This is a genomic window from Magnetococcales bacterium (assembly GCA_015231755.1).
In the GTDB taxonomy this organism is placed as follows: domain Bacteria; phylum Pseudomonadota; class Magnetococcia; order Magnetococcales; family Magnetaquicoccaceae; genus Magnetaquiglobus.
This window is the reverse complement of sequence record JADGAZ010000032.1, coordinates 1-19,278: the sequence shown is the minus strand read 5'-3', so window position 1 is coordinate 19,278 and position 19,278 is coordinate 1. Positions and strand designations below refer to the sequence as shown.

At 57.3% G+C, this 19,278-nt stretch carries 20 protein-coding genes and 2 pseudogenes; 4 read left to right on the top strand and 18 right to left on the bottom strand.

Features of this window, described 5'->3' with window-relative positions; genetic code table 11:
* Positions 1–130: 130 nt before the first annotated feature.
* From HQL98_15745 to HQL98_15715, 7 genes are all read right to left on the bottom strand, one after another.
* On the bottom strand, positions 131–646 hold the full coding sequence (locus HQL98_15745; GenBank protein MBF0273500.1) for a type I restriction enzyme HsdR N-terminal domain-containing protein: 516 nt from the start codon (positions 644–646) through the stop codon (positions 131–133).
* Between the two features lie 22 nt (positions 647–668).
* Positions 669–1,028, bottom strand: a complete 360-nt coding sequence (locus tag HQL98_15740; protein MBF0273499.1) for a DUF433 domain-containing protein — start codon at positions 1,026–1,028, stop codon at positions 669–671.
* A gap of 93 nt (positions 1,029–1,121) precedes the next feature.
* Complete coding sequence (gene larB, locus HQL98_15735; GenBank protein ID MBF0273498.1) at positions 1,122–1,883, bottom strand: nickel pincer cofactor biosynthesis protein LarB; 762 nt, start codon at positions 1,881–1,883, stop codon at positions 1,122–1,124.
* Positions 1,873–3,096 carry a nickel pincer cofactor biosynthesis protein LarC gene (gene larC, locus HQL98_15730; GenBank protein MBF0273497.1) on the bottom strand — a complete coding sequence of 408 codons (1,224 nt, stop codon included), beginning with the start codon at positions 3,094–3,096 and terminating at the stop codon, positions 1,873–1,875. Before larC ends, larB begins: the two co-directional genes overlap by 11 nt.
* Positions 3,097–3,100: 4 nt before the next feature.
* The gene (gene fliR, locus HQL98_15725; protein ID MBF0273496.1) at positions 3,101–3,895 is read right to left on the bottom strand and encodes a flagellar biosynthetic protein FliR; all 795 of its coding nucleotides are present in this window, start codon (positions 3,893–3,895) and stop codon (positions 3,101–3,103) included.
* A 25-nt stretch (positions 3,896–3,920) separates the two neighbouring features.
* The gene (fliQ, locus tag HQL98_15720; protein ID MBF0273495.1) at positions 3,921–4,190 is read right to left on the bottom strand and encodes a flagellar biosynthesis protein FliQ; all 270 of its coding nucleotides are present in this window, start codon (positions 4,188–4,190) and stop codon (positions 3,921–3,923) included.
* 91 nt (positions 4,191–4,281) lie between these two features.
* Positions 4,282–5,397: an AI-2E family transporter gene (locus HQL98_15715; protein MBF0273494.1), complete on the bottom strand. Its 1,116-nt coding sequence runs from the start codon at positions 5,395–5,397 to the stop codon at positions 4,282–4,284.
* A 97-nt stretch (positions 5,398–5,494) separates the two neighbouring features.
* Between HQL98_15715 and HQL98_15710 the strand changes: the two genes are divergently transcribed.
* Together HQL98_15710 and HQL98_15705 are read left to right on the top strand one after the other, a co-directional pair.
* Positions 5,495–6,136: a hypothetical protein gene (locus HQL98_15710; protein ID MBF0273493.1), complete on the top strand. Its 642-nt coding sequence runs from the start codon at positions 5,495–5,497 to the stop codon at positions 6,134–6,136.
* 302 nt (positions 6,137–6,438) lie between these two features.
* On the top strand, positions 6,439–7,050 hold the full coding sequence (locus tag HQL98_15705; GenBank protein ID MBF0273492.1) for a TMEM165/GDT1 family protein: 612 nt from the start codon (positions 6,439–6,441) through the stop codon (positions 7,048–7,050).
* On the opposite strand, the gene pyrF is transcribed toward HQL98_15705, so the two are convergent.
* The 4 genes from pyrF to bioB all read right to left on the bottom strand — a co-directional run bounded on the left by pyrF (position 7,031) and on the right by bioB (position 11,042).
* Positions 7,031–7,972 carry an orotidine-5'-phosphate decarboxylase gene (gene pyrF / locus HQL98_15700; GenBank protein MBF0273491.1) on the bottom strand — a complete coding sequence of 314 codons (942 nt, stop codon included), beginning with the start codon at positions 7,970–7,972 and terminating at the stop codon, positions 7,031–7,033. The genes HQL98_15705 and pyrF overlap by 20 nt on opposite strands.
* Positions 7,973–8,120: 148 nt before the next feature.
* Positions 8,121–9,434 carry an adenosylmethionine--8-amino-7-oxononanoate transaminase gene (gene bioA, locus HQL98_15695; GenBank protein ID MBF0273490.1) on the bottom strand — a complete coding sequence of 438 codons (1,314 nt, stop codon included), beginning with the start codon at positions 9,432–9,434 and terminating at the stop codon, positions 8,121–8,123.
* Positions 9,431–10,087 (bottom strand): dethiobiotin synthase, encoded by a 657-nt coding sequence (bioD, locus tag HQL98_15690; protein ID MBF0273489.1) that lies wholly within the window; start codon positions 10,085–10,087, stop codon positions 9,431–9,433. Before bioD ends, bioA begins: the two co-directional genes overlap by 4 nt.
* Positions 10,080–11,042, bottom strand: a complete 963-nt coding sequence (bioB, locus tag HQL98_15685) for a biotin synthase BioB (GenBank protein MBF0273488.1) — start codon at positions 11,040–11,042, stop codon at positions 10,080–10,082. Before bioB ends, bioD begins: the two co-directional genes overlap by 8 nt.
* Before the next feature lie 219 nt (positions 11,043–11,261).
* Between bioB and HQL98_15680 the strand changes: the two genes are divergently transcribed.
* Complete coding sequence (locus HQL98_15680) at positions 11,262–11,597, top strand: helix-turn-helix transcriptional regulator (GenBank protein ID MBF0273487.1); 336 nt, start codon at positions 11,262–11,264, stop codon at positions 11,595–11,597.
* A gap of 52 nt (positions 11,598–11,649) precedes the next feature.
* On the opposite strand, the gene HQL98_15675 is transcribed toward HQL98_15680, so the two are convergent.
* The 7 genes and pseudogenes from HQL98_15675 to HQL98_15645 form a co-directional block, all read right to left on the bottom strand.
* Positions 11,650–12,138 carry a hypothetical protein gene (locus HQL98_15675; protein ID MBF0273486.1) on the bottom strand — a complete coding sequence of 163 codons (489 nt, stop codon included), beginning with the start codon at positions 12,136–12,138 and terminating at the stop codon, positions 11,650–11,652.
* 97 nt (positions 12,139–12,235) lie between these two features.
* Entirely contained in the window at positions 12,236–12,736 is a 501-nt protein-coding gene (locus HQL98_15670; protein MBF0273485.1) for a chemotaxis protein CheW, read from the bottom strand.
* 20 nt (positions 12,737–12,756) lie between these two features.
* Complete coding sequence (locus HQL98_15665) at positions 12,757–14,445, bottom strand: methyl-accepting chemotaxis protein (protein ID MBF0273484.1); 1,689 nt, start codon at positions 14,443–14,445, stop codon at positions 12,757–12,759.
* 125 nt (positions 14,446–14,570) lie between these two features.
* On the bottom strand, positions 14,571–14,939 hold the full coding sequence (locus tag HQL98_15660) for a hypothetical protein (protein ID MBF0273483.1): 369 nt from the start codon (positions 14,937–14,939) through the stop codon (positions 14,571–14,573).
* Positions 14,940–15,174: 235 nt separating this feature from the next.
* Positions 15,175–15,711, bottom strand: coding sequence for a Zeta toxin family protein (locus tag HQL98_15655; GenBank protein ID MBF0273482.1), 537 nt, complete (start codon positions 15,709–15,711; stop codon positions 15,175–15,177).
* Between the two features lie 10 nt (positions 15,712–15,721).
* Positions 15,722–15,814, bottom strand: a pseudogene (locus HQL98_15650) (SEC-C domain-containing protein).
* Between the two features lie 1,766 nt (positions 15,815–17,580).
* Positions 17,581–18,132, bottom strand: coding sequence for a recombinase family protein (locus HQL98_15645; protein ID MBF0273481.1), 552 nt, complete (start codon positions 18,130–18,132; stop codon positions 17,581–17,583).
* Between the two features lie 255 nt (positions 18,133–18,387).
* Between HQL98_15645 and HQL98_15640 the strand changes: the two are divergent.
* Positions 18,388–18,699, top strand: a pseudogene (locus tag HQL98_15640) (recombinase family protein).
* Positions 18,700–19,278: the final 579 nt, after the last annotated feature.

The following is a 19,278-nucleotide window of genomic DNA, read 5'->3' as shown; positions in this document are numbered from 1 at the left end:
GCCCAGGCGACCTCGGCAACTCATCCCACGTGATGAATATCTCTTCCTGCTTCCCGCCCATCTGTCCCAGTGCCATCTCTCCCTCCTGTCAGGTTCAATGGCAACAGTATACCAGATGATTTATATTTTATCAACAGACTGATAACTCATCCAAATACTTTCTTTTCATGTTCTCTCTGGAAATCAACGCCAAAGTCTCCACCGTCTCCTGATGCCGGGCAATATCCGAAATCATCACCTTTTGATACAACTTACTCTCAGAGTTACCTAAAGCATTTGCATTGTAAAATCGATATTCATCACCATTGGTCAAAACACACCAAACAACGCCATCACTCGCCGCATACGAAACGATCTGATCTGCCCATTTACGCTCCTCCAACAAACAATTTACCGGCTTGGCCTCAACATACAAACAAGGCAAATTGTTTAACAGCAGGGCACAATCCACTGGATTGCTTTGTCGATGATTTCGATATTCAGAACAAACTTCTCTAATGCCATGAATATCCCATTGCAAAGCCTGCAAAAGAGGCAGAATCAGTACCCGCTTCGTATCCTCCTCATTGATTGATTCTTTTCTGCACTCCGGTATTTTATCTCGGATTTTCCGAATCATTGCTTCCAGTTCATCAATATTGCTCATTAATTCACCCACTTTCCCAGAATCATACAATCTCGACTATCGATTCACCGGCCAACAAAGCCGACTCAAGATCCGGAAGGGTCTTCTCGAACCAAACCAGCAAAGATTTGTTCCCGACATTCCCAACCCGCACCCAAACAATGGACGGGCCATCGGATAACAAACAGCGTCTTTTTACAAAATCATCATCCTTGGTGACATATTCCAACGTGGCCGAAAGATCCTCGGCTTCCAGGTAGGGAAAATCTTCCAGAATCTCATTCCGTGTCAAACCTGCGGCCAGCAGATCCAACACATCCTTGACACGCACCCGGAGTCCACGAATACATGGTCTGCCACCACACTGGTTCGGATTCACCGTAATACGATGCAGGTGAGACATGCGCGCTCCCTTATGGATGATGAAAATGGATTGACAAACCCAAACAGACAAAAACCTTGAGCGCTATCCAACACCATCCCCCGTCAATCCCCCTCACAACCGGTTGATCAACCCGGCCACATACCCCGCGCCAAAGCCGTTGTCGATGTTGACCACCGTCACATTGGACGCGCAGCTGTTGAGCATGCCCAGTAACGCCGACACCCCTCCGAACGCGGCGCCGTAACCCGCCGAGGTGGGCACGGCGATCACCGGTTTGTCCACCAGTCCCCCCACCACCGAAGGCATGGCCCCCTCCATGCCCGCCACCACCACGAACACCCGGGCGGAACGCAACAGCGCCTCCGCCGACAACAGGCGATGCAATCCGGCGACCCCGGCGTCATAGTGGGTTTCCACCCTGGCCCCCATCAGGCGCGCCACCAGGGCCGCCTCTTCGGCCACGGCGATGTCGCTGGTTCCGGCGCACAACACCCCCACCAGACCTTCCGGGGCGGCCATGGACTCTTCAGCCCGGTAGAGACATCCGGTGCCGGCGGCGTGCTCCAACCCGGGAAACCGCAGGCGCAAACGCTGAATCCGCTTGCGGGTCACCCGGGTGATCAACAGGGGACCGGGACGGCTCAAGGCCCGTTCGACAATGGTTTGCAGATGGTCGTATTGTTTGCCTTGCGCCAGAATCACCTCGGGAAAACCGTGGCGCATGCCCCGCTGGGTATCCAAACGGGCCACCACCGCGCCCTGCTGATGACACAGCTCCACGGGAAACCCCTCCAGGTGGTGCAACGCCTGATCCACCGTGGCCCGCCCTTCGGCCACGTCAAGCAGCAAGGCGCGCAGACGTTCAGGGGTCATACTGCTTGAACTCGACCACCGGAGCCAGTTTTTCGCCGGTGGCCTCCGCCAGAAACGGGGTGAGATGCTGATGGGTCTGCAACAAGGACCACCCCTGACGCCGGGCGACCACCACCAGATCATCGTGTTCCAGCCGCCACACCCCACCCGCCTCCTTGGTACGGATCGACCCCCATGGGGTTTTCAACACCTTCTCCTCCCGGGGCAGGACAAAACGGTCCACCTGGGCCACCCGCACTCCCAAAGCCGTGGTGTGGGTCAGGATGATCCGGGACATGGCCTCTTCGTCACCCAACCGGGCCACCACTTCCAGACGCACCCCGGGGCGACCTTTTTTCATGGTCATGGGGATCAGGGACATGTCCAGCGCCCCGGCCTGAAACAAACGATCCCACACCGGACCAAACCATTCCGGATTCATGTCGTCGATGTGGGAGGAGAGTACCACCACCCGATCCCGTTCCAGATCCGTGGTTTGGGATGAGTCCCGCTCCGCGTCGCAAGCCATGATGCGCAGAATGTTGGCCCGTCCGGCCAGATCCCGACTGCCCAGTCCATGCCCCACCCGATCGACCCGCAGCAGATCCGGAGGTCCGAACCGTTCCGCCAGAGTCACCAGAATGGCCGCACCCGTGGGTGTGACCAATTCGGCTTCCACGGGATCGGGGCGCAACGGAGCGTGATGTTTGCGCAGCAGTTCCAACACCGCCGGTGCCGGAATGGGCATGCGGCCATGATCGCACTGGACCGATCCGGTACCGGTGGGAACCGATGAGGCGGTGATCCGGGTAACTCCCAACTGCCACACCGCAAAGGCCGCGCCGCAGATGTCAAGGATGGCGTCCACCGCCCCCACTTCGTGGAAATGGACCTGATCCACCGGAATGCCATGGACCGCAGCTTCGGCCTCGGCCAGATTGACGAAAATGGCCTCGGCGCGTTTTTTGACCGGGTCCGGCAATTCCGAGGCCTGGATCAATCCCAAAATGGCGCCCAGATGGCGTTGTGGCTGATTTTGATGAGCCAGACGAACCTGGGCGTGGATGCCACGGATGCCGCCCCGTCGGCCACGTTTGAGTTCCAAGGTCCAGCCCGGCAGCCCCAGGGCGGCCAGAGCGCCTTTCAGGGACTTGGGTTCCAGCCCCAGATCCAGGCACGCCCCCATGAACATGTTGCCGGAGATGCCCGCTTCCAGATCCAGATACAGATGCATAGGCTCATAACCTCAGGACACGCAAAGCGGCAGAGAGAAATCCGTCCATCTCCTGGACCATCACCTGACCGAAAATGGTCATGGACAACCCCATGACGACAAAACCCACGATCTGGGCAATCGGCATGGCGACGAAAAAGACCTGGATTTGCGGCGAGGCCCGGTTGATCAATCCCATGCCCAGATACAAAAGCTTGGTGGCTCCGATCACCGGAGCGGCCACCAGCAGGGCCAGTTTGAACATGCGTACCATCAACTCCGCCCCTCCGCGCAGCAGATCCTCCGAGTGGGGCAATCCTCCCCCCAGAGGCAACGTGGCAAAGGAGCGCGCCACCCCTTCCACCAGCAGATGATGTCCGTTGAAGCCCAGAAAGATCATCAAGGCGGTCAGGTAGAGAATATTGGACAGCACCCCCTCCTGGACCCCGGAGGTAGGATCCATCACCATGGCCATGGAGAGTCCCATCTGAAAGCCCATCAAGCCGCCGGCCACCTGCACCGCCACCAGTACCCAATGGACCATCATGCCGAAGATCGCCCCGATCATCACTTCGGTGGTGGCGGCGTAACCCATGGCCACCACACTGCCTTTGCCCTCGCCGGGCCAGGGGGAGACCAGGGGATAGATCACCACGGTCAAAGAGACCAGCAGCAACGCCCGGATCCGGGCCGGTCCCACACTGCGGGAGAAAAAGGGCGCGGAGAGAAACATCCCGGTCAGTCGGGAGAAGATCAGGATCAACCGTTCGATTTCACCGGTGGACAGGCCAAACAAATCCAGAAGGGCCGAAGGCTCCATGGGGCATCTTCTTTTGAAGTGATGGTCACAAGACCATACGGGGGATGGTGTCGAAGAGTTTGGCAAAGTAGTCCATGATGGTTTCGATCATCCACGGCAGAGTCAGGGAAAGAGCGAAAAAAGTAGCCAGGATCTTGGGGATGAAAGTCAGGGTCATCTCCTGGATCTGGGTCACGGACTGAAACAGCGAAATGATGATACCCACCACCAGGGCGGTCAGCAGCATGGGCGCGGAGATCAACAAGGCGATCTTGAGGGCCTCGTTCACCATTTCCAGAACCGAGGTCACAGGCATGGGGGGGTGCTCCGTTGGGTGAGGGATGAAATTCTGGCGCGACATGGGCATGTTAACCCAATCCAGGAACAATGCCAAGCCAGACGCGCATTCATGAGCGGTCCAACACCTCCCCGAAGATCAACTCGTAGACCTCGAAGACCGAAATGGCCATGGCGGCGATGATCGGACCAAACAGCAGTCCCAGAATGCCGAACTGGATCAAGCCGCCGAAGGTGGACAGCACGGTGAACAGGGTATAGTTCAGCACTTTCAACTCGCCGCCGCCATCCTGGGTATGCTGGCTGGCCAACCAGCGCATCAGGAGGGGACGGGTGACATTGTCGATGAGAAATCCCGTCACCAGTCCTCCCCACAAGGCCAGAAACAGAGCCTGTCCATGGTGACCATGCCAGTACAGCACATAAGCCGTCGGCCCCCAGACCACCAGTCCCCCCACCACCGGAATGAACGACGCCGCGGCGATGGCCACGCCGAGATAAAACCAGGGGAGTCCCATGAACGCGGTCACCAGGGAAAAGGAAAGTCCCTGCAACAAGGCGACCCCCAGGGTGCTGATGGTCAGGACCGTGGCCAGGGCGGCGAAACGACCAAATAAAATATCGTCGTAATGGTTGTTGAGCGGCGAGAGAATCTTGACATGATGCGCCAACACCGGTCCATCCCGGTAGAAGAAAAACAACGCGAACACCACCAGCAGCAGCGAGGTGACAAAAGCCAGTCCGTTATTGGTGATCCCCTTGAAAATGAAAAGCAATCCCATGCCGACGGACTGTCCCACCTGGGTATGGTTCTCCCCCACCCAATCGATCAGCGCTTCCCGCAGGGTTTCGGGGATGGGCAGGGAGGCGAGGATCACCCGCAACTCGACCATCAGGGCGTCGGGGGTGGAAAATCCGGCGAACCACGCCTGAATCTCCCGCGCCAGGGTGCCCGCCTTGATGGTGGTGGCCACCAGCAGATACAAAATGGGACTCACCACCAAAAAAAACATCAAAACAGTCATGATCAGCGCCGGTCTGACCGATTCATTAGGCAAGCGGGCCTGCACCCGGAGATACAACGGATAGGTCGAGGAGGCCAACAGGGCGGCAAGAAACAGTCCGGGCAAAAACGGGGCAAACAGCCATCCCATGCCCACGATGGCCAACAGCAGCAGCGTCAGCAGAAACCCTTCCTGATAGGGATGGTCGGTGTCGTTGATCATGGTCGGCTTTTATAGATTACTTTAATTATCGAATTGTCTCTTCTGAAACGGGAGGCAAACCCACAGCACTAAAGCATTTTGGTTCAAGGAGAACGCCATGAAACGGTTTCGCAATGCCTGTTTGTCCCTCTTGCTGCTGACCGCACCTTTTTCCGTGGTCTGGGGCGATGAGTCGGGCAAAGAGAATCCCCAGATCGCCAAGACCGCCGCCAAGGTGAACATGCCCGCCGGCGCCAAGGCCAACGTCGGTTCACACGCGGCCCGGGTCCAGAAGGACAAGGAAAACGTGCGCAAGATCGTGCTTGCCAAAAAATTGCAACGTCAGGCGGGCAAGAAGGCCGACAAAAAAGCCACCAGCAAGGCCACCCCCCCCAGAAAACCCACCCACGCGAACCGACGCGCCACCCCCACGTCCACCCGTATGGGCATCCGCACCTGGAACTTTCCGGACAGCGCCGCGGGCCGCACCAACAAAATCACCGAGTTGACCGCCCGCATCACGGAAACGGAAAACGCCTATGATGCCGAAAACGCCAAGTTCCAGAAACTGCTCCAAAAATACAGCAAAGAGCATGCCAACCAAATGACACCCTCCGCAACCGGCAACGTGCCTTTGGGGGATCCCCAAATGGCCGCGTCCCAACGTCGCCTCAACGACATCATGATTCAACTCGACGCGCTGCATAACCATCGCAACGAAGTGGCGGGTCTGGTCTTCCTCAAAACGGTGCGCGACTGATTCCCCTCCCCGTCATAAAAAAACTTGCCTGCCGCCCCGATCCTGCATTAGGATCGGGGCTTCTTTTTTCAAGGGGAGTAGTCGCCTTGCCGCGGGTCGTCACGATCCAACGCAACGGGCCTGCGTCAACACACCTGAACCGAAATACTTTCGGATCATGGCGCAGGCGGGTCGATCTTTCAGGTCAAGATCGGATTCTGGCGAGACTTTGGATGACAACGTTCCACCGACGGGGGTCGGGCGGAAGGTTTGTTCATCTATTGTCATCGACCATGCCCGACCCCCTTTGAACGAGGTTTCCCATGAGCAGCAGCGCCCTGGCCGTCACCGATTCCGTCTCTTTCATTTCCACCACCGCCACCACCTTCGCCTTGATTTTCCTGGCCGAAATCGGTGACAAAACCCAACTGGTCTGCATGACACTGGCCGCCAAACATCGGGGCTGGCCCGTCTTCATCGGGGCCACCAGCGCCTTTGTGGTACTCAACGTGCTGGCGGTGGCCTTTGGCGCCGCCCTGGCCCAATGGCTGCCGGCCAATGTGATGATCCTGATCGTGGCTGGATTGTTCGCGGTCTTCGGGATTCAGTCGTTGCGCGCCGCCGGCAATGACGAGGAGGAAGAGGAGAACGCCGAACCCAAAAGCGGCAAAAGCATTCTCCTGAGCGCCTTCTTGTTGATCTTCGTCGCGGAGTTGGGAGACAAAACCCAGATCGCCGTGGCCAGCCTAGCCGGCACCGCCCCCCCGATCCCGGTCTGGGTCGGCTCCACCCTGGCTCTGGGCCTGTCCGCCGGATTGGGCGTGGTGGCGGGACGTCAACTCCTGGCACGCATTTCGATGAAACTGCTCAATAAAATCAGCGGAATCTTCTTCTTGTCACTGGCCGCCCTGGCGCTCACCCGGTTGCAGTGGTGACCAAAGCCTTGGAAACAGCCGCCTGCAATGTGCGGGCGGCCTCCTCCACCTTTTCAGCCAATCCAACGCGCCAATCCGCTTCCGCCAGTTCTTCGGGCTTGAACGGATACATCACCCCCCGTGACGAGGCAGCGTAGGCTCCGACACCCTGGGGACCGGCGGCCACGGTCACGGCCTGGAGGGAACCACCCTGGGCGCCGATGCCGGGCATCAGGAACAACGCATGGGGAGCCACCCGGCGCAGACGTGCGGCGGTCTCGGGATAGGTGGCCCCCACCACGATGCCCACATTGCCATAACCATAGGCTCCGATGGAGTCCCGACCCCAGATCTCCGCCAATTGCGCCATTTTATCGGCGACGGTTCCGCCGGAGACCAGTTCCAGGTCTTGCAGATCCCCGGAGGAGGGATTGGAGGTCTTGGCCAGCACGAACAGTCCCGCATCCCGATTGGTCTCCAGGAAGGGCAACACCCCGTCCTTGCCCAGATAACCGTTGATGGTCAAGGCGTCGGCCCGCCAGGGATTGGGGGTCTTGAAAACCGGATGGTGCGTGGCCAACCATGCGGTGGCGTAGGCTTTGGCGGTATGGGCCACGTCGTTGCGTTTGCCGTCCATGATGATGGGAATCTCCAGATCCCGCAACAGCATCAAGGTGCGACGCAGAGCGATATGCCCGGCGGTGCCGTACTGCTCGTAAAACGCCGCCTGGGGCTTGTAGCCCACCGCCACGGGGGCGGTAATCTCGATGATGGCCCGATTGAACGCAAACAGGGTCTCTTCCAGCCGCTCCTCGGTGGGTTCGTCCCGCAGACGCTCCCGCAAAAAAACCGGAAAACGCTCCACTTCCGGATCCAAACCCACGATCACCCGGGAATCGATCCGCACGGCCCGCTCAATCAGACGATCGGCAAAATGAGTCATGACGCCTCCCACCACAAACCATTGAAAGAAAAGAGGAGGTCTGGAGGATTCATCCTCCAGGGTTCTGATTTTTAATTAATAAATTTATTTTTAAAATCTTGAAGTCAAAGTCCTGGGGAATGAATTCCCCAGACCCCTTCTTTTTTTTTCAATAGTGGGAGAACTGTCGGATCGCCGCGTCGATGCCATCCCAGCCCCGATGCAGATCCTCGGCGGAAATGCAGTACGGGGGAATCAGATACAGCACCGCCCCCAAAGGCCGAACGATCATGCCCCGGTCCAAAAAGAATTGAATCAATTGCGGCGTGATCCGGGATCCATACCCCCGATCCACCAACGCCAGTTCCATCGCCGCCACCACACCCATCACCCTGGGAAACTCCACCGCTCGCCCCAACGCGGCCAACCGTTCCCGATGAATCGCCTCGATGGCGGCAATGCGGACCAAAGTCTGTTCCGTCTCGAACAGACCCAGCGACGCCAACGCCGCCGCGCATCCCAACGCATTGGCCGTGAACGAATGACCATGGGCCAAGGCCCGATCAAAGGTCTCCCCCAGAAAAGCCTCGTAAATCCCCTCGCGACACACCGTGACCGCCATGGGCAGAAATCCCCCGGTCAACCCTTTGGACAGACAGATCAAATCCGGCGCGATCCCGGCCTTTTCGCAAGCGAACAACGTTCCGCACCGCCCGAAACCGGTCATCACCTCATCGACGATCAACAACACGCCAGCCTGTCGCAACCGCCCGGCCACCGCCGCCAAAAAACTGGGACGACACATGCGCATGCCTCCGGCTCCCTGGATCAACGGTTCCACCAGCATGGCCACGCACCCCAAACCACTGGACTCCAGATAACGCTCCAACGCCTCCAGCGCCCGGGCCTCTTTTTCCGCGACCGCCTCATCCCCATCCCAGGTGGCGGGAAACGGTACGCTGTCCACCGGAAACAGCATCCGTCCATACCCTTCGAAAAAACCCGAAGAGCGACTGGCGGACATGGCCCCCACCGTATCCCCGTGATACCCCCCCTCGAACACCAAAAAACGCCCCCGCTCCTCTCCCTGATTGCGCCAATACTGACAGGCCATCTTCATGGCCACTTCCACCGCCGTGGAGCCGTCATCGGAAAAGAATACCCGACTCAACCCCTCGGGCAACCGTTTCACCAACGCCGCCGCCAACCGCACCGCCGGTTCGTGGGTCAAACCGGTGAAGATCACCTGTTCCAACCGTCCGGCCTGCTCGGCGATGGCCCGGGCGATCACTGGATGGGCATGTCCGTGGATGGAAACCCACCAGGAGGCGATCAGATCCAGATAATTCCGACCATCCGCCCCCCGCAACCACGCCCCCTGCCCGGAAACGATGGGCAACGGCACCGGAGCCGTGGCCTGCTGGGTGTAGGGATGCCAGACATGGGCCCGATCCAGGGCGATCCAGGTGTCGATATCGCTCATGCGGCCATTCTCCGACCCAATTCCTCCCATCCCTCCCCCGGCCACGGGGAGACGGCAGCCAAAACCTCCGGCGTCAACGGATCCAGCCAGGGAATCTCCGCCAGCAAAGCCACCCCGCCAAACCCCATGATGGCCTCCCGGTTGACCCGGTTGGGCAGCCCGGACAAAATCACTCCGGCCACCTCCAGATGGCGCGCACGCAACGCTTCCAGGGTCAACAGGGTGTGATTGATGGTCCCCAAGGCGGTCCGGGCCACCACCACCACCGGCAGGGCCAGACGCACCATCAGATCGATCATCCGATCCCGACCGTTCAAAGGCACCATCACCCCTCCGGCCCCCTCCACCACCACCGGACGCCCCCCGGACTCCGACCAGACGAAATCCGCCAAGCCGATCTCCACCCCATCCAGACGGGCGGATTCGTGGGGCGACAACGGCGCGTGCAAACGATGGGTTTCCGACCAGATCCGATCCGCGCCGATTCCGGCGAGACGGGCCACCAGCAGGCTGTCGGTCTCATCCGCCAACCCGGACTGGACCGGCTTCCAGTAGCAGGCGTTCAACCGACGCGCCAGCCAAGCCGCGGCCACGCTCTTGCCCACCCCGGTATCGGTTCCGGTGACAAACACCCCCGGAACCCGATCACTCATGTTCATCCACCCGCTCCACGGTGAAACCGGCATCGACGATCATTTGCAAAGTCTTGTCCGCCGAGTGGCCCCCGGTATTGAGATAGCCTTCGGCAAACAAGGAGTTGGCCGGATACAAGGCCAGGGACTCCAGGGCGCGCAGATTGGCCTCCCGTCCGCCCGCCGCGCGAATCTCCGCGGAAGGATTGAGAAAACGAAACAGACACAACGTGCGCAGACAGGATTCCGGGGTGAGATGGTTCTGGTCGCCGAGTTGAGAGCCCGGCGCATGCACATAAAAATTCACCGGAATGGAACGGGCATCGAGACGGTTCAAGGTGCGGGCCACCTCCACCACCTCGTCCGGCCCCTCCCCCATGCCGATGATCAAGCCGCTGCACACCTCCAGCCCCACGGAACGGGCCGCTTCCAGGGTGGCCACCCGGTCGGCGTAGGTGTGGGTGTGACAGATGGTGCCGTAACGGGATTCGGAGGTGTTGAGATTGTGGTTGTAGCGATCCAATCCCGCCTGTTTCAGCCGCGCCGCCTGGTTCGGATCGATGAATCCGGCAGACAGACACACCTCCATGGGAAAGGTCGCCTTCAGACGGGTGACCAGGGCGGCCAAATGATCAAGCCGCTCCTCCCCCGGTCCCCGGCCCGACAACACCATGCAGTAGCGAAACGCTCCGGAATCATAAGCGCGCTTGGCATCTTCCAAAATGGCGGCGTCGGACTTGAGACGATAAACCGGTACGCTGCCGGCGCTGCTGGTGGATTGCGCGCAGTAGTTGCAGTCTTCGGGACACAATCCGTTTTGCACATTGTTGAGAATATGCACCCGCACCCCCAGCCCGAAATGGTGCCTGCGGACCATGAACGCCGCATCGAGCAGCGCCAACAGGGGCAATTCCGGATCCGTCAGCACCCGCAACGCCTGTTCCGGGGTGATGGGATCACCGTGAAGGGCCGCCATGCCAAGATCATGGCAAAACGCTTTGGGTTCGGGCATCCGTTCCACAGGGCACAAGCTCCGACGCATTCGGGTTGACGAGGCGGGTTGAAAATCCTCCCCAATTCTGCCCCAATCGCGGGTTGACTGCCAGGGTTGGACTTTGGGGCCTGCGGATTCTACGATTCACGAAACCCGGGAATCTTGATCTTTTCTTCTCGCATTTGGCCAAAGGTTCAGAAAATGGACGAGACTCTGATTTTTGCGAAACGCTTGAAGGAAGCCCGTCTGCAAGCGGGTTTTTCCCAATTGGGGTTGGGAATCAAAGCCGGGCTTGACCCGGAAGTGGCATCCCCGCGCATCAACCGATACGAGCATGGACGCCACTCCCCAGGGGATATGCGGTTTGTGCAGAAACTGGCGGCACTGTTGGACGTGCCGATGGCCTACCTTTTCTGCCCGGAAGAGGACATCGCAGCCATTTTGTTGCTGATTGGGCGTATGGGGGACGAAGAGAGGCAACAATGGCTGGAGCGGTTGAAAGGGCATCAGGTCGAACCACACCCGGGGTCTGGCTAAGAAAATCCAGCCATTCTCAACCATTGCCCGACAACAGCCCAGCGATGGCGCTTCATGCGCGCAGAATTTTCTTGAATTTCGGATTGGGCGTACATTGCAACAAACGGCTGACGATTTTCCCGAACGTTGCCGGATCGGTTTCACGATTGGTCAGAGCCGACAACAATTTCACCATGGTATCCCCCCGTTTTCTCGAATCTTCGTAGGGATGCTGGTGGAGCAGACTGGAGATGTTGGTCAAATAAGAGACCATGCCGCCTTGCAGACTCCGGACCGGGAAACGCCCCCCGGACAACCGTTCACGCAGATAGGCGCTGGATTCTCCTTTGCTGCAATACAACAGCATGGAACGCTTGGCCAGTTGGGGGGCGAAGCGTTTTTTGAAGGCCTCGGGATGCTCTTCGATCTCCAACACGTACACGCCGACCGATCCGGGAATGGCAGGATCGCTTGCCGGCCCCCCACGCACATCGATCAGCAGAGGTTCGGTCGGATTTTCCAGGAACTCTGTAATCGACAGGAAACCCGTATTCGACACCATAACCGGCTCCATTCTTGAAAAAGGGTTGGTTTCACAAGAGAGCCGGCATCCGGGCCATGACCGGCGGATCGGTCAGGCCCGAATGCCGAAGGTCGGATCAACCGGTCCCGGTTCTGTTGCCGGAATCCTGCAACAATGCGAGTTCCGTGACCGAAAAAATCTTGTCGGTATCCAGCAGGATGACAAAAGCATCATTCTGTTTACCCATGCCACAGATGAAATCGGTACGCATACCGGTACCGATCTTGGGTGGAGGCTCGATATGATCCGGATCGAGTTCCATCACCTCCTTGACCGAATCGGCCATGGCACCGATGACCGTGGCGCCATCATCCTGGGTCACATCGATGATGATGATGCAGGTATTGACGGTCTTCACGCTTGGCGACATGCCGAACTTCAAACGCAGATCCACCACCGGGACCACGCTGCCCCGCAGATTGATCACTCCGCACATGAAATCCGGAGTCCGGGGGATTTTGGTGACGGAGGAGAACTCCAAAACCTCCTTGATCCGCGAGATGTCGATGGCAAACACCTCCCGATCCAGATGAAACGTCAGAAACTGGGTCGGCTCAGAGATACCTTGAACGCTCATGGGATGTACACTCCTGATGATTAGAAGGTCTCGAACTCGTCATCCGAAGTCGGCCCCTTGCGGGTCTCCCCGGAGTGACGCGCCGGTGCGGGCAAGGCTTTCGGGGTTTGTTGCGGGTGCGGGAAACGGATGCTCTGGATGCTGGCAGACGATGATTGTGAGGCCGAGGCTCTTTTGGGGGCATTGCCGCGGACCAGCTTGAAGAAGGCGATGGATTGACTCATCATGTCGGCTTGGGCGTTCAACTCTTCAGCGGTTGCGGCCAGTTCTTCGGCTGCAGCCGCATTCTGCTGCACCACCTGATCGAGTTGCTGAATCGATTGACCAATCTCGGAGATGCCTTCTCTTTGCTGTCGGCTGCACTCCGCAATGCCCCGGATGCGATTGGCCGTATCTTGAATATCCGGCACCAGTTTGCCGATGATCACACCCGCCTGCTCCGAAATGCTCACACTGGAAGTGGACAGATGACTGATCTCCCCGGCTGCCGTTTGGCTGCGTTCGGCCAATTTTCTGACCTCGGCGGCCACCACGGCAAATCCTTTGCCATGCTCTCCGGCTCTGGCCGCCTCGATGGCCGCATTCAGGGCCAACAGGTTGGTCTGACGGGCGATCTCTTCGATGATGCTGATCTTGGACGCGATTTCCTTCATGGCCTTGACCGCCTGATCCACCGCTTCACCGCCCTTGGCCGCATCCTGGGAGGCTTTCAGGGCGATGGTCTGGGTGGAGTTGGAACTGTCGGTGTTCAACTGGCAACTGTTGGTCATCTCGTCCATGGCCGACGAGGTGGTCTCCACGGAAGCCGCCTGTTCGGTGGCCCCCTGGGAAAGCACCTGCGCGGAATTGGAAATCGAACCACTGCCCACCGCCACCTGTTCGGCAGCCACCAGGACTTCACCGATAATCTCGCGCAGTTTCACCACCATGTCCTGAATGGCCAAATAGATCCCGGTCGCCTTGCGGGAGTCGTCAAACTGCACCGTCAGATCTCCAAGAGCCACCTGATTGGCCAGCGCCGCGATCACTCCCGGCTGTCCGCCCACCTGCCGGACAATGATGCGGGAAAGCAGGTATCCCATGAACATGCCAAAAATCCCCGCCACCACAATAATCGCGATCATGGTAGCACGACTCTTGTGATACAGTTCGGTATTCTCCTCCGACGCCTCTTTGGCCCGCGCACCCTTGAGTTTGGACAACTCGTCCATCAGATCGTCGATCACCTTCACCTGATCTCTGCCTTTGCCCATGGCCAGGGTCACCGAAGCCCTGGTGGCGGAAAGATCCTCGCTTTGCGCCAAACGCAACACTTCTTCGTGTATCGGTTTCCAGTCGGCAAGGGCCGTATCCAGTTTGGACAACAGAGTCTTGCCTTGCTCCGAGAAGAATTTGGGCTTAGCTACGGATAAATCTTTCTGTAAATCATTCAGATATCCTTGCATGCGGGCAGCGGTTTTTGCCCGTTCCTCTTTGTTGCTGGCCAGAAGCATTCCTCGTTCCGCCCGTCCGGCGCTGGCCAAGTTGATGGCCGCATTCTTGATCGCGTCCAGACCCAACAATTCCCGCTCGTACAATTTCATATCCGCATCATCCAACACCCCCATATTGACGATCCCTACCCCTCCCACACCGATCATGAGGAGACACATAATCAGGAAGGCCGTCAACAGCTTCGTGCCGATTTTCATCTCTTCGAGCCATTGCATGATTTTTCTCCTTCAATAAAGAATTGTTAATCTACCAGATTCGGATTTCAATCACATTTCAATTTATTTATTATTATTAAAATTATCGTCATGCGTAAAATAAATCTCATTCAATTAACAATCATTTATTCATAAAAATCAAACCAAACAACAATCTCCAAACACACACGTACACGCACGCTCACTTGGATTGAACGATATTTACAAAAATGCTCCATGTCAACCAAATATATGATCGATTCCGCACCCGACAGACACCCTTGCCGGGCCTGTGTACGGCACTCCCTGCCAGGCGCACCACAAAAAAAAGCGGCACCGCCGAAACGGTAACCGCTTTTTTTGTGAATCGAAAATTTTGGTAGCGAGGGGGAGACTTGAACTCCCGACACACGGATTATGAAGCAGGAAGCCTCGGGCTTCACAACCTCCTCATTTGTCAGGATATTGTTGTTTTTCAAATGGTTGAGCTTTGCCAATTTTTGCAGATTTTTCACACTTTGGCAGATTTTGGAAAGCTTTTCTCACACAGATTCTCACACAGGTGTCGGCAAATTTGAGGCGCCATGAGCAACGGATTTTGCCTCTTCGTTTGTCCTACCGGTTGTCTCCGGTGCGCGCACCACGGGTTCAAACCCGGCCTCCCGGATTTGGCGTTGGGCCTTTTCGGCAGCACGCCGTATGGCTACCTCGGCCCGGCGAAAATCGGGGTCGGTCAGTCTGTGCACCGGTTCAGGCTGGTGGGACATGATTCTCTCCTTCCTCAAGCAAAACTGGAACGGGGCCACAGGTGTCGTAGATCGCCCATTTATTGACCAAAGGCCGGTACAGGGTCTGGAAGTTCAACCACCCTTTGGCAAAACGGCGGTGAATGGTCTTTTCCGCCACATCGTGGCCACCCAGACGCACCCGCAGTCGTACCCTCTGGATGGCAAACTCGGCATCGGGCAAAGACAAAAAATAGAGACTCACCCGATAGCCCAGAGCCTGCCATGCCGGGATGTGAACGGCATAGCCACGCCCGCTCAAGGTGGTCTCAAAGGCGAAACTCACTCCCTGGCGAACATAACCGTGGATCTGCGCCAGCATCAACCGTCCAGCCTGCACGGCGGCCTGCTCCGGGGCAAACGGACTCAACCCGGCGGCGATCAGATCGGCGTTGACGAAGCGCAGACAGTGGACTTCATGGGGCAGGAATTCGGTGGCAAAGGTGGTCTTGCCTGCACCATTCGGGCCTGCCAGGATCAAGATTTTGCGGTCATCGTCCATATCATTGTCATCAATTCAGGCAACACTTTTTATACTTCTGACCGCTTCCACAGGGACATGGGTCGTTCCGACCGACTTTGGGTGGACGGACCACAGACCCCGCTGCCATTGGCGGCAACCGCTTCTCCAATGGTGGATCGGGGAATGGGTCATACCGAGGGCGGGGAGTCGTCCGTTCTTCCCGGACCCCCATCAACACCTCCACGTCCTCCAGATCACCCATGATGCTGATATCGACACTGTTCCGGGCGAATGCTTGGCGAATCTGCTCCATCGACTCGGTGGCCTTCAACTGCTCCAGCCCCTCGATCAGGAAGGCATTGAACTCCGGGTCATTGGCTTGGGGCTGTTCCAGTTGGCGGGTCAAAACCCGTATGCACTCCTCGCGACATACAGGGTGTCGTCGGCCGATCTCTCCCAAGGCGGTGGCAGCCAGATTTTGGCTCTCGGTTGAGCGGGTGTTGTCCCGCAAGATATCTGCCACCACTGCGATGGCAGGCTGACCGATCAACCCGCAAACTTCAGGCAGTTCACCCAGCAGCCAATCGTCGTAGTCGTCATCCTGTGATGCCAGAAACCGGAACAACGGTTTCACCGCATCCGCCGCCCCCAATTGCCCAAGTGCCCGCCACGCATGCAACGTTGCCCATACCTCTTGGCTGTCCGACTCTGACTGGTTCAGCTCCTGGTCAGTGGCCATCTGGATCAATGCCGGAATGTGGTCGGTGGTCAGTCCAAACCCCCGGTAGTCGAACCATTCGTCCGGCGCTGACGCTTCGGGTTTGCCCAGGGTCAGCAACCTGGATACCGGCTCCGGGTAATCGCGGTCGGGTGCTGGCCGGATTTTTGGGACGAACACCGAACCATCTGGTGACCGCATAGGGACTTTGGGAGTCATACCCAATGATTCGTGGATCAGATCGCTTGGACGGTAATCGGTGTTGCCCAGATCGTGTTGGATTGCCACCATTTGCCGAGATGACAGCACATGTTGAATCTGGGAGATCCCCTCCTCATAAAAGTGGAGCGGCAGGGTTTCCGTGATCGGGTATGGGCCACGCTCTTGTTCCTCCATCAATGCATGAATCAGTGCCAAGCGTTTATCCTGGTCTGGCTCCATTTGCGAAATTCTTTCGACATCCTCTTCAAAATGGCTGGATGATGATGGTATGGCCGCGAACAGATCGCCGAACTGATTTTGAGGCACAGAGGTATCACCCCTGGTCAGTTGATTGTGGATGGCCACAAAAGTGACCATGGCCGCCTTGCGTGGAATCCACTTGTCGAAGAATTGGATGGCCTGGACAACCCGTTCTGGGGAGCGCACGTCCAGGTGGATGTGCTGGTCACTGACCTTGAAAAATGACCCAAGGACAAGAGGCCGCAGATGGGCAGGAATCTCCCGATAGGTTTTGGGGAACTTCAGTGACCGGGCTTCGTTGTCGAATAGCCACACCCATCGGTGACTACTCTTGTCGAAGTCCAGGCATTTCAGACGGGAAAATGCGGCTTCAACTGCCCGGACATCGGATACCGCATAGTACAGACGGCAAGGTTGGAACAACTCGCCTGTCATCGTTGCGATCAAAGGTGATTGCTGTGGATCAGGTTTCATAAGCGTCCTATCATTTTGTATATATGCGCGCGACCGCTGGACACTCTCCTCCAGCTTGGGTATCTCCACCAAAAATGGCAAGGGAAACTTGGGTGGATGATATCAGGGGTGGAGACAACAGCATAGCCCCCATGGCGTCCAGTGGCAAATGCCTCAGAAGTGATTTGACTATCAGATGATTATGCTGACTTTCCGCCTTTTCCGACCAACCGCAACAATCACCCAAGTCCGCCTTTTCCGACCAACCGCAACAATCACCCAAGTTTCAGATAGTCATAGACAGCCTGCCTGCTGATCCCGTATTCAGCCGCCAGTGCCGCCTTCTGCTCTCCGGCACCGGCCCTGGCCCGCAATTCGTCGGCTTGCTTGGCCGTCAACCTGGGCTTGGCACCGATCTGCTTGCCCATCTGGCGCGCCTTGGCAATGCCTTCCACCCGCCGTTCGTTGATGATCACTCGCTCGAACTCAGCAAAGGCCCCCATCAATTGGAGGGTGAGTCGGGCAATCGGGTCACTCTTCCCGGAAAACTCCAACCGCTCCTTGTGAAAGCTCACGGTCACACCCTTGGCAGTCAACTGCTCGACCAGTTGCTGGAGGTCGAACAGGTTACGGGCCAGACGGTCGATGCTGTGGACATGCAGGGTGTCCCCTTCCCGGATGTACTCCAGGCACGCCTGCAATTGAGGTCTACAGGTGGTCTTGGCACTGATTTTCTCCTCAAATCGCCGATCCAGATTCACCCCGTCAAGCTGACGGTCAGTTGTCTGGCCGTAGCTGGACACCCGGATGTATCCAATGTTTGCCATGTGTGCCTCCTGGTTGATTGTCTGTGTCAAGTTAACTCTAAGGTATTTCTTGAATAATGTCAAGAAATTCAAAATCTAAGTCACCTTTACACGCAGGAATGCGGGTTCCAGCAGGCCAGTGGAGGGTGTCAACCAAGCCTACAAGGTTGACAGGGGCAGCGAGAGGGAATAATACAGAATGAAAGTCAAGCCAATCTGTTGGTCAGGTGAACGGCTGTACTGGCGGTAGGGTTGTCCGAGGTCGAAGCCAAGGAAGTGGCATGTTCCTCCCACCAGTAGGGCCTGGACATAACCACCCCATCGGGGCGGGCCATGTTTGGGATACTGGGTGTCTTCGCCGTGTTCGAGAGGGTAATGATCGGGGAGTGGATGCGTGTGGGGTTGAACCGGACGAAAGCGGCGGGAAAAGAACTGGGTCGCCCAAAGTGTCGAGCGAGGCGAAGACCGCTATCGCCGAAGCCAGGATTGAAGGCCGGACTTTCGTCGCATTGCTGTGACCTGGGGATCGGGGATCGGGGTGCGGTGGTGCAACTGGTAGTCGAGGAGACGGAACGGACTGCAAGATAGGCGTGAGGAGTCTCCATGTCAGCCATCTCATCCCAAACTTATTCTTCTAACCACTACCGGGACTTGGAGCTGGAGAGGCGTTCCTTATATTCTGGTCGTCGTGCCTTTGCAACCAGGGCGGTCAAGACTATTATCGAGGTGGCTCACTCTACAGATGCCTAGTGGTGAAAAGTGGAAGTTCGTGACCCTCACGATTTTTCTGGTCAGTAAGTGGGCGAGCCTCCTCAGTGATGGGCCGGGTCACGCATCTTTGCTTTTGCCAACTAGAAACTGATGTACCACTCCTTGTTGACCATGACCAAATGCCACATTCACAGAAGTTAAGATGGCTAAATGTATGGTCAAGTATGCGATTCGAAAGGCTGTTTGGTGATTCACCGACTGACCGATGACGGGCTGTTTCTGGAAAGAGGAAAGTGATTGAAAAATGCCCGATAACCATGTTTGCACCAAACCTTTTTGCCCATTTCAGAATCAATAAATAGGGCATCCTCAGAAAGTCCAACACATTGAAACTGTACATAAAATCGTATTTATGATAGTATTCGGATGTATGGTTTTCAGCCCTTTTGGCCCAAA

What these genes read in the sequence shown, in the direction of transcription:
- HQL98_15745 (MBF0273500.1), bottom strand. Translation starts at nt 646, where the DNA reads ATGAGCAATATTGATGAACTGGAAGCAATGATTCGGAAAATCCGAGAT.
- HQL98_15740 (MBF0273499.1), bottom strand. Translation starts at nt 1,028, where the DNA reads ATGTCTCACCTGCATCGTATTACGGTGAATCCGAACCAGTGTGGTGGC.
- larB (MBF0273498.1), bottom strand. Translation starts at nt 1,883, where the DNA reads ATGACCCCTGAACGTCTGCGCGCCTTGCTGCTTGACGTGGCCGAAGGG.
- larC (MBF0273497.1), bottom strand. Translation starts at nt 3,096, where the DNA reads ATGCATCTGTATCTGGATCTGGAAGCGGGCATCTCCGGCAACATGTTC.
- fliR (MBF0273496.1), bottom strand. Translation starts at nt 3,895, where the DNA reads ATGGAGCCTTCGGCCCTTCTGGATTTGTTTGGCCTGTCCACCGGTGAA.
- fliQ (MBF0273495.1), bottom strand. Translation starts at nt 4,190, where the DNA reads ATGCCTGTGACCTCGGTTCTGGAAATGGTGAACGAGGCCCTCAAGATC.
- HQL98_15715 (MBF0273494.1), bottom strand. Translation starts at nt 5,397, where the DNA reads ATGATCAACGACACCGACCATCCCTATCAGGAAGGGTTTCTGCTGACG.
- HQL98_15710 (MBF0273493.1), top strand. Translation starts at nt 5,495, where the DNA reads ATGAAACGGTTTCGCAATGCCTGTTTGTCCCTCTTGCTGCTGACCGCA.
- HQL98_15705 (MBF0273492.1), top strand. Translation starts at nt 6,439, where the DNA reads ATGAGCAGCAGCGCCCTGGCCGTCACCGATTCCGTCTCTTTCATTTCC.
- pyrF (MBF0273491.1), bottom strand. Translation starts at nt 7,972, where the DNA reads ATGACTCATTTTGCCGATCGTCTGATTGAGCGGGCCGTGCGGATCGAT.
- bioA (MBF0273490.1), bottom strand. Translation starts at nt 9,434, where the DNA reads ATGAGCGATATCGACACCTGGATCGCCCTGGATCGGGCCCATGTCTGG.
- bioD (MBF0273489.1), bottom strand. Translation starts at nt 10,087, where the DNA reads ATGAGTGATCGGGTTCCGGGGGTGTTTGTCACCGGAACCGATACCGGG.
- bioB (MBF0273488.1), bottom strand. Translation starts at nt 11,042, where the DNA reads ATGGCGGCCCTTCACGGTGATCCCATCACCCCGGAACAGGCGTTGCGG.
- HQL98_15680 (MBF0273487.1), top strand. Translation starts at nt 11,262, where the DNA reads ATGGACGAGACTCTGATTTTTGCGAAACGCTTGAAGGAAGCCCGTCTG.
- HQL98_15675 (MBF0273486.1), bottom strand. Translation starts at nt 12,138, where the DNA reads ATGGTGTCGAATACGGGTTTCCTGTCGATTACAGAGTTCCTGGAAAAT.
- HQL98_15670 (MBF0273485.1), bottom strand. Translation starts at nt 12,736, where the DNA reads ATGAGCGTTCAAGGTATCTCTGAGCCGACCCAGTTTCTGACGTTTCAT.
- HQL98_15665 (MBF0273484.1), bottom strand. Translation starts at nt 14,445, where the DNA reads ATGCAATGGCTCGAAGAGATGAAAATCGGCACGAAGCTGTTGACGGCC.
- HQL98_15655 (MBF0273482.1), bottom strand. Translation starts at nt 15,711, where the DNA reads ATGGACGATGACCGCAAAATCTTGATCCTGGCAGGCCCGAATGGTGCA.
- HQL98_15645 (MBF0273481.1), bottom strand. Translation starts at nt 18,132, where the DNA reads ATGGCAAACATTGGATACATCCGGGTGTCCAGCTACGGCCAGACAACT.